The following is a 15,676-nucleotide window of genomic DNA, read 5'->3' as shown; positions in this document are numbered from 1 at the left end:
CGGAACTCCATGACCAACTACAGCCTGCGCGCACGCATGATGATTCTGATCCTGGCACCGACCGTCCTTATTGGTTTATTGCTGAGTATCTTTTTCGTCGTACACCGCTATAACGACTTGCAGCGTCAACTGGAAGATGCCGGTGCCAGCATTATTGAGCCACTTGCCGTTTCTACCGAATATGGCATGAGCCTGCAAAATCGCGAATCTATCGGTCAGTTAATAAGCGTACTGCATCGTCGCCATTCCGATATTGTTCGCGCGATTTCGGTTTATGATGAAAATAACCGACTCTTTGTCACCTCCAATTTTCATCTTGATCCTTCATCAATGCAGCTCGGCAGCAACGTGCCGTTTCCTCGCCAGCTCACTGTCACACGTGACGGCGACATTATGATCCTGCGCACACCGATTATTTCTGAGAGTTATTCCCCCGACGAATCGCCCAGTAGTGATGCCAAAAATAGCCAGAATATGCTGGGATATATTGCGCTTGAGCTGGATCTTAAATCGGTTCGCTTGCAGCAATATAAAGAGATCTTTATTTCCAGTGTGATGATGCTGTTTTGTATCGGTATTGCGCTTATTTTTGGCTGGCGCTTAATGCGCGATGTAACCGGTCCAATTCGTAACATGGTGAATACCGTCGACCGCATCCGTCGTGGGCAACTCGACAGCCGGGTGGAAGGATTTATGCTCGGCGAGCTGGATATGCTGAAAAACGGTATCAACTCGATGGCAATGTCGCTGGCAGCTTATCACGAAGAGATGCAGCACAATATCGACCAGGCGACGTCCGATCTGCGGGAAACGCTAGAGCAAATGGAAATTCAGAACGTTGAGTTGGATTTGGCGAAAAAGCGCGCCCAGGAAGCGGCACGTATTAAATCCGAGTTTCTGGCGAATATGTCACATGAGCTGCGTACACCGCTGAATGGTGTTATTGGCTTTACCCGCCTGACGCTGAAAACAGAATTAACGCCAACACAGCGCGATCACCTGAATACCATTGAACGTTCGGCAAATAATTTGCTGGCAATTATTAATGATGTTCTCGACTTCTCGAAACTGGAAGCAGGTAAGCTGATTCTGGAAAGTATTCCATTCCCACTACGCAGCACGCTGGATGAAGTCGTTACTCTGCTGGCACATTCTTCTCACGATAAAGGGTTGGAACTGACGCTCAATATTAAAAGCGACGTGCCTGATAACGTGATCGGCGACCCACTGCGATTACAGCAAATCATCACTAACCTGGTGGGGAATGCGATTAAATTCACCGAGAATGGCAACATTGATATTCTGGTAGAAAAACGTGCGCTAAGTAATACCAAAGTGCAGATTGAAGTGCAGATTCGTGATACCGGTATTGGTATTCCTGAACGCGATCAATCGCGCTTATTCCAGGCCTTCCGACAGGCTGATGCCAGTATTTCCCGCCGTCATGGTGGCACCGGGCTGGGGCTGGTGATCACACAGAAACTGGTTAATGAAATGGGCGGCGATATTTCGTTCCCTAGCCAGCCGAATCGCGGTTCTACCTTCTGGTTCCACATTAATCTCGATCTGAACCCGAATATTATTATCGAAGGGCCATCTACCCAGTGCCTCGCCGGTAAGCGTCTTGCCTATGTCGAACCGAACTCCGCAGCCGCACAATGTACGCTGGATATTTTAAGTGAAACGCCGCTGGAAGTGGTTTATAGCCCAACGTTCTCCGCGCTGCCTCCCGCACATTACGACATGATGTTGTTAGGGATTGCAGTGACCTTCCGCGAGCCGCTGACGATACAACATGAGCGGTTGGCGCAAGCGGTGTCAATGACCGATTTCCTGATGCTGGCGCTTCCTTGTCATGCACAGGTCAATGCAGAAAAACTCAAGCAAGATGGTATCGGCGCGTGTCTACTGAAACCGTTAACGCCTACGCGCCTGTTGCCAGCACTGACGGAATTTTGTCATCACAAACAAAACACACTTTTGCCTGTTACCGATGAAAGTAAGCTGGCAATGACAGTCATGGCGGTTGATGACAACCCCGCTAACCTGAAACTTATTGGCGCGTTGCTGGAAGATATGGTGCAACATGTGGAGCTTTGCGATAGCGGGCATCAGGCCGTTGAACGAGCAAAACAGATGCCGTTCGATTTGATCTTAATGGATATTCAAATGCCGGACATGGACGGCATTCGGGCATGCGAACTCATCCACCAGCTCCCACATCAGCAGCAAACGCCGGTTATCGCGGTAACGGCACATGCGATGGCAGGGCAAAAAGAGAAACTGCTTGGCGCGGGGATGAGCGATTATCTGGCAAAACCAATTGAAGAAGAGCGATTGCATAATTTGCTGTTGCGCTACAAGCCTGGCAGCGGTATTTCCTCTCGCGTCGTAACACCAGAAGTGAACGAAATTGTGGTGAACCAGAATGCAACCCTCGACTGGCAACTGGCACTACGCCAGGCAGCAGGAAAAACCGATTTAGCGCGCGATATGCTGCAAATGTTGCTCGATTTCCTGCCAGAAGTTCGCAACAAAGTTGAGGAACAACTGGTTGGAGAAAACCCGGAAGGTCTGGTTGATTTAATTCATAAACTGCATGGCAGTTGCGGCTATAGCGGTGTGCCGCGTATGAAGAATCTCTGCCAGCTGATTGAACAACAGCTACGCAGCGGTACTAAAGAAGAAGATTTGGAGCCAGAGCTTCTGGAATTGCTGGACGAGATGGATAATGTGGCGCGAGAAGCCAGCAAAATTCTTGGGTAATAAATATTTTATCGAGTAAAAACCGGCTTCTTATGAAGTCGGTTTTTGATTGAGGGCAAAGTGCCTGTGTTTATGCCGGATGCGGCGTTAACGCCTTATCCGGCCTACAAAACCAATTAAATTCAATGAATTAAAAAATCATGTAGGCTTGATAAGCGCAGCGCATCAAGCAATTTTTGCGTTTGACATCAGTCTCAAACCGGCTCCAGACAGAGCCGGTTTTGGTTTTCTGTCTTAACGCACCATGCACGGACGCTTGTTATCGAACGTCCAGCCAGGAATCAGGTACTGCATTCCCATCGCATCATCACGCGCGCCAAGCCCGTGTTTCTGATACAGCTCATGGGCTTTCATCACTTGATCCATATCGATTTCTACACCCAACCCCGGTTTTTCTGGCACCTGAACCAGACCGCCTTTGATCTCGAACGGTTCTTTGGTCAGGCGCTGATTACCTTCCTGCCAAATCCAGTGCATATCAATAGCAGTAATTTTACCCGGTGCAGCAGCGGCAACATGGGTAAACATCGCCAGGGAAATATCGAAGTGGTTGTTAGAGTGTGAACCCCAGGTCAGGCCAAATTCATGGCACATTTGCGCCACACGCACTGAACCTTGCATCGTCCAGAAATGCGGGTCAGCCAGCGGGATATCAACGGATTGTAACGAGAGCGTATGGCCCATCTGCCGCCAGTCGGTGGCTATCATATTGGTTGCAGTCGGCAGGCCAGTTGCGCGACGGAACTCTGCCATCACTTCACGCCCGGAGAAACCTTGCTCCGCACCACACGGATCTTCTGCATAAGCCAGAGAACCTTTCAGGTATTTACCAATTTTAATCGCTTCGTTCAGCGACCAGGCACCGTTAGGATCGAGCGTAATACGCGCCTGCGGGAAGCGTTTCGCCAGCGCCACAATAGACTCGGCTTCTTCTTCTCCGGCCAGTACACCGCCCTTCAGTTTGAAATCATTAAAGCCATATTTTTCATATGCTGCTTCCGCCAGGCGCACCACAGCATCCGGCGTCATCGCTTCTTCGTGACGCAGGCGATACCAGTCGCATGAGTCATCCGGCTGGCTTTGATACGGCAGCGGTGTAGCGTTGCGATTGCCGACAAAGAACAGATAACCGAGCATTTCGACTTCGCTACGCTGTTGACCATCGCCCAGCAACGACGCCACGTTAACCCCCAGATGCTGCCCCAGCAGATCCAGCATTGCCGCTTCAATTCCAGTCACCACATGAATCGTGGTACGCAGGTCAAAAGTCTGCAAACCACGCCCGCCAGCATCACGATCGGCAAACGTGTTACGCACCAGCGTCAGAACGTTTTTGTACTCGCCCAGCGTTTTACCCACCACCAGCGGAATCGCATCTTCCAGCGTTTTACGGATTTTCTCGCCGCCGGGAATTTCCCCTACGCCAGTGTGACCAGAATTATCTTTGATAATCACAATATTACGCGTGAAGAACGGTGCGTGTGCACCACTCAGATTCATCAGCATACTGTCATGACCCGCCACCGGGATGACCTGCATTTCAGTAACAACAGGCGTCGTAAATTGAGAACTCATGTTTATGTCCTTATTCAGAATCAATGACGGCCGAAAACGGGATGTTTACGGTCAGAAATTCAGGAGCCGGGATGTTTGAAATCGGGGTTATCATCTTATTTTCCCGCGACAGGTTTCAGCTCGATACGCTTGATATCGCCCACCAGCACCAGGTAGCTCAGTACCGCGATTAAGGCATGAACCCCAACATAAATCAGCGCCCCATTAAACGAGCCAGTCGTGCCAACGATATAACCAATTGCGATTGGCGTGACGATGCCAGAAATGTTACCGAACATGTTGAACAGGCCACCGGAAAGACCGCTGATCTCTTTTGGCGCGGTATCTGCCATTACGGCCCAACCCAGCGCCCCGATGCCCTTACCGAAGAAGGCCAGCGCCATAAAGCCGATGATCATCCACTCAACGTTGACGTAGTTACAGAACACCATCACCATCGACAGCAGCATTCCCATCACGATCGGCGTTTTACGCGCAATGTTCAGCGAACCCGTGCGACGCATCAGCCAGTCAGAAATAATCCCACCCAGCACGCCGCCGATAAAACCGCAAACCGCCGGAACAGAAGCCACAAAGCCCGCTTTCAGAATTGACATCCCGCGCGCCTGCACCAGATAAACCGGGAACCAGGTGATAAAGAAGTAAGTCATGGCGTTGATACAATACTGACCGATATAAACGCCGATCATCATCCGCGAACCTAGCAACTGTTTGATCTGCCCCCACTTCACGCTGAACGGCACTTTAACTTTGGTGTTTTGCTGATCCATATTGATCAGCGCCCCGCCCGCAGCAATGTAGTCCAGCTCTTTCTGATTTACGCCCGGATGTTGATTTGGCTCGTGGATGACTTTCAACCAGATAAAGCTGATGACAATGCCCAGACCGCCCATAAAGAAGAAAACGTGTGACCAGCCCACTTCATGAGTCAGCCAGCCCATAATCGGCGCGAAGATAACCGTTGCGAAGTATTGTGCGGAGTTAAAAATCGACACCGCCGTTCCCCTTTCCTGCGCAGGAAACCAGGCCGCTACAATGCGACTGTTGCCGGGGAAAGAGGGCGCTTCAGCAAGCCCGACCAGGAAGCGCAGCGTAAACAGGGCAACGATAATGCCGAATCCACTAAAGATATCGACGAAGCCTTGCAGCAAGGTAAACATCGACCAGATAAAGATCGACCAGAAGTAGACGCGTTTTGAACCAAAGCGATCCAACAACCAGCCACCTGGGATCTGCCCTATTACATAAGCCCATGAGAAAGCAGAGAACACATAACCCATTCCCACGGGATCAAGGCCGATATCTTTGGCCATTTCTGAACCGGCGATAGAGAGCGTAGCGCGGTCGCCGTAGTTGAAGGATGTGACGATAAACAACATCACCACTATCCAGTAACGAGCATTCGTGCGTTTTTCCACACTGCTCGCAGCCTGACTTAAAGAACTCATTGTTGCACTCCTGAAAATTCGCGTTAGCCACGCTCACTCTGGACTGCAATACCGCCAGGAAATCAGAGGTGACGTAGGGTGTTTTTTGCCGTTTTTATAGGTCGTTCGCCGAATGCGGCGCGTGTTTATATCTGGCAATAGCAGTATAAAAAGCGCGCCATAGCGGCTCACCGTGCAACAACACAACATTAATGCGTTCAATGAGGCCCGATTTTGGCATTAGCCCTGGACGGTGGAATCAACTTCACGGAAATGAAAACAAGAACAAGAAAGGAAGGGTTATAACGGAGAAATAAAGAAGAGTATGAAATGGATCGCTTGACTCCAGGCAAACGCCAGTAAAAAACCGTCACATTTGCAAGTTTTTACTGGCATTTGCCTGAAAGGATTCGATTCAGTTTGCTTAAAACGGCAATTTGTCAGGACAACAGCGTGCCCCAATGTTCGACCCACGGGTTTGATTCCGTTTCCGGTTCAGGGTTCTCACTGGCGTCAATCAGCAGCATTTCCCCTATCCGCTGCGCACTCTGTTCCTGCAACAAGGCATCGAACTGTTTGCCGCCGTTGCAGAAATTCACATAGCTACTGTCGCCGAGCGCAATTACGCCATAACGAAGATTCGGCTGAAAACCAAGGCTATCTTTGATTCCCTGAAAAAGCGGCACAATGCTGTCAGGCAGGTCGCCTTGCCCGGTCGTGGACGTAACCACCAGAACGAACTTGTCCTGATAGAGCAGCCAGTCGCTTAATTCTGGATCTTCAAACACCGTGGCTTTGTGCCCCTGCGCAGTCAGAATTGCTTCCGCTTCCTCCGCCACTAACAGTGAATTTCCGTACATGGTGCCCACAAAAATACCAATTTCCGCCATACCGTTTTCTCCCTGGATTAGGAACTTATCTCACCATCCTGACCTGATGGCGCACTGAACTCAACCCTTTCATTTTCAGGAAGCAGACCACGCCAGCCAAATTGTGATAACGCCTGCATCCAGGTGTCGTCCAGCCCCGCGTGAATAGTCAGCGGTTCGCCAGTGAACGGATGCATCAATGATAACTGACTGGCATGTAGCATTAACCGCTGGAGGCCAAAATGTTCAGCCCCACTGCGATTCTGGCGTAAATCGCCATGTTTGCTGTCGCCAATAATTGGATGACGCAAATGGGCGAGATGGCGTCGGAGCTGATGTTTGCGTCCGGTTTTCGGCTCCAGTTCCACCAGGCCGTAGCGCGTGGTCGGATAACGTCCGGTTGCGACTGGCATTTCTACCGTCGCCAGACCGCGATAATGCGTTACCGCTGGCTGTGGCCCTTTATCTTCACGGGCAAATTTATCAGCGATTTTGTCCAGTTCTTCCACCAGTGGATAATCCAGCACCGCTTCTTCCATTAGCCAGCCACGAACTATCGCATGGTAACGTTTCTGGATTTGATGCTGTTCAAACTGTTGTGCCAGCAGCCGTCCAGCTTCGCTGGACAGTCCCATCAGCAATACGCCGGAAGTAGGTCTGTCCAGGCGATGCGCGATAAACACGTGCTGGCCTATCTGGTCACGCACGGTTTGCATGACCACCACTTTCTCATCGCGATCCAGCCAGCTACGGTGGACCAGCCAGCCGGACGGTTTATTTACCGCAACCAGCCATTCATCCTGGTAGAGTATTTCCAGCATCAGTTTGCGTCATCCGCAAAAAGGGCATCCAGCTTTTCCAGTTCCGCCAGAATAAGCGTGCGTTGCGGGTGATCCGTCGCCAGCGCCATTTCATAGTACGGCGCCACGGCAAATGCCCCCGGTAATGGCTGGTTGTTATCTAATAAATCGTGCATTCGTGGGATAAGCACCCACTGCAACCACTCCAGTGGTTCCATGGTGTCCATAAAGAACGGTTGGGTACTGTTGAATTGATGCGGCTGGGGCTCATCGTTTCGCCAGTGCTGATGTTCACGCAGTAACGATTCAAGCGCCTGCAACTGAAGACGAACGCGGTCATGAGTGGTCATAAAGCAACCTCAATAAGAAAAAACTGCCGCGAAGGATAGCAGGAATAAAAAAAGGGAGCACTGTATTCACAGTGCTCCCGGTTCGTTTCGCAGCAATCCAGCTACTTTTGTTGCTCCCTGCTCATCCTTGACAACTTTTCCTCTGGTCTTGCGACCAATTGTTCATCCTGAACTATTGCTTCCTGCTCACACCACCCCGATGTGATACTTCATCCTGAAGTGTCCCTGGCCTTCCTGACCCACCGAATCATCCTGACCGGTTCTCATTCTCCATCCTGGAGGTGTCCTTTAACGCATCCAGCGTTTTCCTCTTCGCTTCATCCAGAAGCCTTTCCCTGAAACACCGTCCTGGCGTGTCCTTCAGAAGTGTCATCATCCTGATGTTCACTTCGTTGTCTGACTCCCTGTCGACGAAGATAGAATCGTCTTTTTCGCTGAGTCTTACAAGGCGCTTACAGACAAAGCCTTAAGGATAATTTCATATGAAAGTTAAGAAATTTCATGTAATCCATTGATTATAAATAAAAATATCGATTCTTATCTGTTTGAGTATTCGCTTATTTCCTGGCGATCTCCTACAGGGTCTGTAAGAGATCTCTCACAACCAGACGGGGTATTTGGATTACAGAAGAGGCTTAAGTTGGTTAAGGAATTCCGCAAGATTTGAGGCTAAATGCGTCCGTTTACGCGTTCCCAGCGTCTCTTTGCACACTTCACCAGAGAGATTACACACCGAGATGACCTCTAACTCTTCTTCCAGTGTTGCGATAAATAGCGTGGGCGGCAGTTTTAACCGTTTCTGAGTCACCAGATGACCAATCAGATTTTCCTGCACCCGGCGGAAGTCGTCTTCGCTCCAGGTTTGCAGTAATGTCAGTTTGATATCGCCAAACTGCGCATGCATATCCCCGGCAAACTGGGTTGTATAGAAGGTATGAATTGTGGGTTGTATCACAATATCAAACGCCCGTTCAACCGCGTTTACATTTTGTTCACCGGTAAACGGCTGGGGTTGCCAGTAAACGGCGTCATCGGTGGTTGAAATAATGCATGGTGAAGGCACGCCATACAGCTCCTCACTTAACGGCCAGCTTTTATGCTCTTCATGCCACGCATCGCAGTAGCGTGCAGTAAAATCTTTCAGGGCTTGTGCGGTCAAATCGTCCACTAATTTCTCTCTTCACTTAAACCAGATACACTTGTCGTTTAGTTTATCTGGTTTATGACGGTGAAACATGTCTTCTTATACAAACCATCAGGCACTTGCGGGCCTGACTCTCGGAAAATCAACCGATTACCGGGATACCTATGACGCCCGCCTGCTGCAAGGCGTTCCGCGTAGTCTGAATCGCGATCCTCTGGGCCTGAAAGCGGATAACCTGCCTTTTCACGGCGCGGATATCTGGACGCTGTATGAGCTTTCCTGGCTGAATGCCAAAGGTTTGCCACAGGTCGCTGTCGGTCATGTTGAACTTGATTACACCAGCGTAAATCTGATTGAGTCGAAGAGTTTTAAGCTCTATCTCAATAGCTTTAACCAGACGCGTTTTAATAACTGGGAGGAGGTGCGCCAGACGCTGGAGCGCGATTTAAGCACCTGTGCCCAGGGTAAGGTTAGCGTGGTCTTATATCGTCTTGATGAACTGGAAGGCCAGCCGGTGGGACATTTCAATGGCACCTGCATTGATGAACAGGATATCGCTATCGATAACTATGAATTTACCACTGACTATCTTGAGAATGCCGCCAGCGGTGAAAAAGTGGTGGAAGAGACGCTAGTCAGCCATTTGCTGAAGTCAAACTGTCTGATCACCCATCAGCCAGACTGGGGGTCAATCCAAATTCAGTACCGTGGACACAAAATTGACAGGGAAAAACTGCTGCGCTATCTGGTTTCTTTCCGTCATCACAACGAGTTCCATGAGCAATGCGTAGAGCGTATTTTTAATGACCTGCTACGCTTCTGCCAGCCAGAGAAATTAAGCGTCTATGCGCGTTATACCCGTCGTGGCGGCCTGGACATTAACCCCTGGCGTAGCAATAGCGACTTTGTCCCATCGACGACCCGACTGGTACGACAATAAATTTTTTCTCATTTTTGCGTACTGGATTCACGCATAGAGTTGTGAAAGGCCATCATGCAGGGCTATTGTAATCAAAGGGAATGACGATATTCGTCCCATAAGGAGTTTTTCTTGATTACACATATTAGCCCGCTTGGCTCCATGGATATGTTGTCGCAGCTGGAAGTGGATATGCTTAAACGCACCGCCAGCAGCGACCTCTATCAACTGTTTCGCAACTGTTCACTTGCCGTACTGAACTCCGGTAGTTTGACCGATAACAGCAAAGAATTGCTGTCTCGTTTTGAAAATTTCGATATTAACGTCCTGCGCCGTGAACGCGGCGTAAAGCTGGAACTGATTAATCCCCCGGAAGAGGCTTTTGTCGATGGGCGAATTATTCGCGCTTTGCAGGCCAACTTGTTCGCGGTTCTGCGTGACATTCTCTTCGTTTACGGGCAAATCCATAACACCGTTCGTTTTCCCAACCTGAATCTCGACAACTCCGTCCACATCACTAACCTGGTCTTTTCCATCTTGCGTAACGCTCGCGCACTGCATGTCGGCGAAGCGCCAAATATGGTTGTGTGCTGGGGCGGTCACTCAATCAACGAAAACGAGTATTTATATGCCCGTCGCGTCGGAAATCAGCTGGGTCTGCGTGAGTTAAATATCTGCACCGGTTGTGGTCCAGGAGCGATGGAAGCGCCGATGAAAGGCGCAGCAGTGGGTCACGCTCAGCAGCGTTACAAAGACAGCCGTTTTATTGGTATGACAGAGCCGTCGATTATCGCTGCTGAACCGCCTAACCCGCTGGTCAACGAATTGATCATCATGCCGGATATCGAAAAACGTCTGGAAGCGTTTGTGCGTATCGCTCACGGTATCATTATCTTCCCTGGCGGTGTGGGTACGGCAGAAGAGTTGCTGTATTTGCTGGGAATTTTAATGAACCCGGCCAACAAAGATCAGGTTTTACCATTGATCCTCACCGGCCCGAAAGAGAGCGCCGACTACTTCCGCGTACTGGACGAGTTTGTCGTGCATACGCTGGGTGAAAACGCGCGCCGCCATTACCGCATCATCATTGATGACGCTGCTGAAGTCGCTCGTCAGATGAAAAAATCGATGCCGCTGGTGAAAGAAAATCGCCGTGACACCGGTGATGCTTACAGCTTTAACTGGTCAATGCGCATTGCGCCAGATCTGCAAATGCCGTTTGAGCCGTCTCACGAGAACATGGCTAATCTGAAACTGTACCCGGATCAACCCGTTGAAGTGCTGGCTGCTGACCTGCGTCGTGCGTTCTCCGGTATTGTGGCGGGTAACGTAAAAGAAGTCGGTATTCGCGCCATTGAAGAGTTTGGGCCTTATAAAATCAACGGCGATAAAGAGATAATGCGTCGTATGGACGACCTGCTTCAGGGTTTTGTCGCCCAGCACCGTATGAAGTTGCCTGGCTCAGCCTACATCCCTTGCTACGAAATCTGCACCTAATCTCCCCTCCCCCGGTAACGTTTGTTGCCGGGTTTTTCTCTTATTTGGTCACTCACTCACCAATCCATTTCATTTGTTATCTGAATGTTTCAACGCATCATAAGACACTTAATATCACCAATATTAATATGTCATACAATTTATATTGCCACGCAAACGTTTACCTGCTTTCATAAACCGCATTTTATTACTGTGAAAAAGAAATTCTTATCATGATTAACTAAAAGTATTGATTTTTTCAGTTCAACCTACATATATTGCGCGCCCCGGAAGAAACCAGATATCGTTTAGTGGGAAAATATTGCCCTTAAATTCTCTTTTACTTTTGATTTACAGAGTAAAGAGTTGGGATTATCTATCTTCTAAGTAGATTATTGTATTTGAGATCAAGATCACTGATAGATGCATAACTTGTGTGTATCTTTCCGCCCTCAAATTATTACGGCGGAAAATGATTAAGCCATCGCCGATAGACAGATTTCATTTTTACGGCCAGGCACCTTCCCGGGCTGAACTGGCTAAAAGCTGAATTATTTGCATTCCTCCAGGAGAAATAGATGGAAACGACTCAAACCAGCACGATTGCGTCGAAAGACTCTCGCAGTGCCTGGCGCAAGACAGACACCATGTGGATGCTGGGCCTCTACGGCACGGCAATCGGCGCGGGTGTACTGTTCCTGCCAATCAACGCCGGTGTTGGCGGTATGATCCCGCTGATCATCATGGCCATCCTTGCGTTCCCGATGACGTTTTTTGCTCACCGTGGCCTGACTCGCTTCGTACTGTCTGGTAAAAACCCAGGCGAAGACATCACTGAGGTAGTAGAAGAACACTTTGGTATTGGTGCAGGTAAACTGATTACTCTGCTGTACTTCTTCGCTATCTACCCGATCCTGCTGGTTTATAGCGTGGCAATCACCAACACGGTTGAAAGCTTCATGTCTCACCAGCTGGGTATGACGCCGCCGCCGCGTGCGATTCTGTCCCTGATCCTGATCGTGGGTATGATGACCATCGTTCGCTTCGGTGAGCAGATGATCGTTAAGGCGATGAGTATTCTGGTATTCCCGTTTGTTGGCGTACTGATGCTGCTGGCTCTGTACCTGATCCCGCAGTGGAACGGCGCAGCTCTGGAAACGCTGTCTCTGGACACTGCATCTGCAACCGGAAACGGTCTGTGGATGACCCTGTGGCTGGCGATTCCTGTAATGGTATTCTCGTTCAACCACTCTCCGATCATCTCTTCTTTCGCCGTTGCGAAGCGTGAAGAGTACGGCGATATGGCAGAACAGAAATGCTCGAAGATCCTGGCATTCGCTCACATCATGATGGTGCTGACCGTAATGTTCTTCGTCTTCAGCTGCGTACTGAGCCTGACTCCGGCAGACCTGGCTGCGGCTAAAGAGCAGAACATCTCGATTCTGTCTTACCTGGCGAACCACTTTAACGCGCCGATCATCGCGTGGATGGCTCCGATTATCGCGATTATCGCTATCACCAAATCCTTCCTCGGCCACTACCTGGGTGCGCGTGAAGGCTTCAACGGTATGGTGATCAAATCTCTGCGTGGTAAAGGTAAGTCTATCGAAATCAACAAGCTGAACCGTATCACAGCACTGTTCATGCTGGTAACGACCTGGATTGTTGCTACGCTGAACCCAAGCATCCTGGGGATGATTGAAACCCTGGGCGGTCCAATCATCGCGATGATCCTGTTCCTGATGCCGATGTACGCAATCCAGAAAGTACCGGCAATGCGTAAGTACAGCGGTCACATCAGCAACGTATTCGTTGTCGTGATGGGTCTGATTGCTATCTCCGCAATTTTCTACTCTCTGTTCAGCTAAATCCTTTCGCGCCGCTTTCGGGCGGCGCTTCCTCCGTTTTAACCCGATGAATTTCCTATGATTAGCGTATTCGATATTTTCAAAATCGGCATTGGTCCTTCCAGTTCCCATACCGTTGGACCAATGAAAGCGGGTAAACAATTTACCGACGATCTGATTGCCCGTAACCTGCTTAAAGACGTGACCCGCGTGGTGGTTGATGTCTACGGCTCGCTCTCTCTGACCGGTAAAGGCCACCACACTGATATCGCCATTATTATGGGGCTGGCGGGTAACCTGCCGGATACCGTTGATATCGATTCCATCCCTGGTTTTATTCAGGATGTGAATACTCATGGTCGCCTGATGCTGGCAAATGGTCAGCACGAAGTGGAGTTCCCGGTTGATCAGTGCATGAACTTCCATGCCGACAACCTTTCTCTGCATGAAAACGGTATGCGCATCACCGCGCTGGCGGGCGATAAAGTTGTTTACAGCCAGACTTACTACTCCATCGGCGGTGGCTTTATCGTTGATGAAGAACATTTTGGTCAGCAGGATAGCGCACCGGTTGAAGTTCCTTATCCGTACAGCTCAGCAGCCGATCTGCAAAAGCATTGTCAGGAAACCGGGCTGTCACTCTCTGGCCTGATGATGAAAAACGAACTGGCGCTGCACAGCAAAGAAGAGCTGGAACAGCACCTGGCGAACGTCTGGGAAGTGATGCGCGGCGGTATTGAGCGCGGTATTGCCACCGAAGGCGTGCTGCCAGGCAAACTGCGCGTTCCACGCCGTGCGGCGGCTCTGCGCCGGATGCTGGTCAGCCAGGACAAAAACACCACTGACCCGATGGCGGTTGTTGACTGGATCAACATGTTCGCTCTGGCGGTGAACGAAGAGAACGCTGCTGGTGGTCGCGTGGTGACTGCACCGACTAACGGCGCGTGCGGGATTATCCCGGCAGTGCTGGCGTACTACGACAAGTTTATCCGTGAAGTGAACGCTAACTCACTGGCTCGTTACCTGCTGGTGGCAAGCGCCATTGGTTCTCTTTATAAGATGAACGCCTCGATTTCTGGTGCCGAAGTCGGCTGCCAGGGCGAAGTTGGCGTAGCGTGCTCTATGGCAGCGGCGGGTCTGGCAGAACTGTTAGGCGCAAGCCCGGCACAGGTATGCATCGCGGCAGAAATCGCAATGGAGCATAACCTCGGCCTGACGTGTGACCCGGTTGCCGGACAGGTACAGGTGCCGTGCATTGAGCGTAATGCCATTGCGGCAGTGAAAGCGGTGAACGCCGCGCGTATGGCGCTGCGCCGTACCAGCGAGCCGCGCGTCTGCCTCGATAAAGTTATCGAAACCATGTACGAAACAGGTAAAGATATGAACGCCAAGTACCGTGAAACTTCTCGCGGCGGCCTGGCAATGAAGATTGTTGCCTGCGATTAATCTCTCTCCAGAGGCCTCGTTTTGCGAGGCCTCACATTGTTGAGAATGTGCCTGTTGTTTATGTCGGATGCGGCGTAAACGCCTTACCCGACCTACAAAACAGCGAAAATTCAATAGATTGTGATTCTTTTGTAGGCATGATAAGCGTAGCGCATCAGGCAATTTGGCGTTGTCATCAATATCAAACCTCGTTTTGCGAGCTCTCTTCCCGATTTCTCATCCAGCCGTAGCCTGTTCCGACATCGAATGTTACCCTTATCGCCTGATCTTTAAGGGGGTTATCGTGGCTGTTCATTTGCTTATTGTCGATGCACTGAATCTTATTCGTCGCATTCATGCCGTTCAGGGCTCGCCCTGCGTGGAGACCTGCCAGCACGCGCTCGATCAGCTCATTATGCACAGCCAGCCAACCCACGCCGTCGCCGTTTTTGATGATGAAAACCGCAGTAGCGGCTGGCGTCATCAGCGTTTACCGGATTACAAAGCCGGTCGTCCGCCAATGCCGGAAGAGTTGCACAACGAAATGCCTGCGTTACGCGCAGCCTTTGAACAACGCGGTGTCCGATGCTGGTCAGCCAGCGGCAACGAAGCAGATGACTTAGCCGCCACGCTGGCAGTAAAAGTGACCCAGGCCGGGCATCAGGCAACCATTGTTTCGACAGATAAAGGCTACTGTCAGCTCCTTTCACCTGCACTGCGTATTCGTGATTACTTTCAGAAACGTTGGCTTGATGCGCCGTTTATCGATAAAGAATTTGGCGTTCAACCTCAGCAATTACCCGATTATTGGGGGCTGGCGGGGATCAGCAGCTCAAAGGTGCCGGGTGTTGCGGGGATTGGGCCAAAAAGCGCCACGCAGTTACTCGTCGAGTTTCAGAGTCTGGAAGGGATATATGAAAATATCGACGCGGTTGCCGAAAAGTGGCGCAAGAAACTGGAAGAACATAAAGAGATGGCGTTTCTGTGTCGCGATATTGCCCGCTTACAAACCGACTTGCATATCGACGGCAATTTACAGCAATTGCGGTTGGTACGATAACAGCGTGCCGAATACTAC

General features: G+C 50.3%; 12 protein-coding genes. 6 read left to right on the top strand and 6 right to left on the bottom strand.

Going from position 1 to position 15,676, the window contains the following annotated elements:
• Positions 1 to 9: 9 nt before the first annotated feature.
• Positions 10 to 2,766, top strand: a complete 2,757-nt coding sequence (gene barA, locus A7Z29_RS05410) for a two-component sensor histidine kinase BarA (protein ID WP_105289900.1) — start codon at positions 10 to 12, stop codon at positions 2,764 to 2,766.
• Between the two features lie 234 nt (positions 2,767 to 3,000).
• On the opposite strand, the gene gudD is transcribed toward barA, so the two are convergent.
• The 6 genes from gudD to syd all read right to left on the bottom strand — a co-directional run bounded on the left by gudD (position 3,001) and on the right by syd (position 8,955).
• Positions 3,001 to 4,341, bottom strand: a complete 1,341-nt coding sequence (gene gudD, locus A7Z29_RS05405; RefSeq protein WP_105289899.1) for a glucarate dehydratase — start codon at positions 4,339 to 4,341, stop codon at positions 3,001 to 3,003.
• 95 nt (positions 4,342 to 4,436) lie between these two features.
• On the bottom strand, positions 4,437 to 5,789 hold the full coding sequence (gudP, locus tag A7Z29_RS05400) for a galactarate/glucarate/glycerate transporter GudP (RefSeq protein WP_000097076.1): 1,353 nt from the start codon (positions 5,787 to 5,789) through the stop codon (positions 4,437 to 4,439).
• Positions 5,790 to 6,208: 419 nt separating this feature from the next.
• On the bottom strand, positions 6,209 to 6,658 hold the full coding sequence (locus A7Z29_RS05395; protein ID WP_000807742.1) for a flavodoxin: 450 nt from the start codon (positions 6,656 to 6,658) through the stop codon (positions 6,209 to 6,211).
• 17 nt (positions 6,659 to 6,675) lie between these two features.
• Positions 6,676 to 7,458, bottom strand: coding sequence for a tRNA pseudouridine(65) synthase TruC (truC, locus tag A7Z29_RS05390; RefSeq protein WP_105289898.1), 783 nt, complete (start codon positions 7,456 to 7,458; stop codon positions 6,676 to 6,678).
• On the bottom strand, positions 7,458 to 7,787 hold the full coding sequence (locus A7Z29_RS05385) for a YqcC family protein (RefSeq protein ID WP_000207002.1): 330 nt from the start codon (positions 7,785 to 7,787) through the stop codon (positions 7,458 to 7,460). Before A7Z29_RS05385 ends, truC begins: the two co-directional genes overlap by 1 nt.
• A gap of 622 nt (positions 7,788 to 8,409) precedes the next feature.
• On the bottom strand, positions 8,410 to 8,955 hold the full coding sequence (syd, locus tag A7Z29_RS05380) for a SecY-interacting protein (RefSeq protein WP_105289897.1): 546 nt from the start codon (positions 8,953 to 8,955) through the stop codon (positions 8,410 to 8,412).
• A 67-nt stretch (positions 8,956 to 9,022) separates the two neighbouring features.
• Here syd and queF point away from each other — a divergent pair, with 67 nt between their 5' ends.
• The 5 genes from queF (at position 9,023) to xni (ending at position 15,658) form a co-directional block, all read left to right on the top strand.
• Positions 9,023 to 9,871 (top strand): NADPH-dependent 7-cyano-7-deazaguanine reductase QueF, encoded by an 849-nt coding sequence (gene queF, locus A7Z29_RS05375; protein ID WP_105289896.1) that lies wholly within the window; start codon positions 9,023 to 9,025, stop codon positions 9,869 to 9,871.
• A 111-nt stretch (positions 9,872 to 9,982) separates the two neighbouring features.
• Positions 9,983 to 11,347 carry a nucleotide 5'-monophosphate nucleosidase PpnN gene (ppnN, locus tag A7Z29_RS05370; RefSeq protein ID WP_000627995.1) on the top strand — a complete coding sequence of 455 codons (1,365 nt, stop codon included), beginning with the start codon at positions 9,983 to 9,985 and terminating at the stop codon, positions 11,345 to 11,347.
• A 557-nt stretch (positions 11,348 to 11,904) separates the two neighbouring features.
• Positions 11,905 to 13,194 carry an HAAAP family serine/threonine permease SdaC gene (gene sdaC, locus A7Z29_RS05365; RefSeq protein ID WP_000450473.1) on the top strand — a complete coding sequence of 430 codons (1,290 nt, stop codon included), beginning with the start codon at positions 11,905 to 11,907 and terminating at the stop codon, positions 13,192 to 13,194.
• Between the two features lie 57 nt (positions 13,195 to 13,251).
• Entirely contained in the window at positions 13,252 to 14,619 is a 1,368-nt protein-coding gene (gene sdaB, locus A7Z29_RS05360) for an L-serine ammonia-lyase II (RefSeq protein ID WP_000626400.1), read from the top strand.
• A 283-nt stretch (positions 14,620 to 14,902) separates the two neighbouring features.
• A complete protein-coding gene (gene xni / locus A7Z29_RS05355; RefSeq protein WP_024165228.1) occupies positions 14,903 to 15,658 on the top strand; it encodes a flap endonuclease Xni in 756 nt (251 codons plus the stop codon).
• The last annotated feature ends 18 nt before the right edge of the window (positions 15,659 to 15,676 follow it).

Source organism: Escherichia sp. MOD1-EC6842, assembly GCF_002965705.1.
GTDB lineage: Bacteria > Pseudomonadota > Gammaproteobacteria > Enterobacterales > Enterobacteriaceae > Escherichia > Escherichia ruysiae.
Note: the sequence above shows the minus strand (reverse complement) of the source record. Positions and strands in the feature narration are given on the sequence as shown.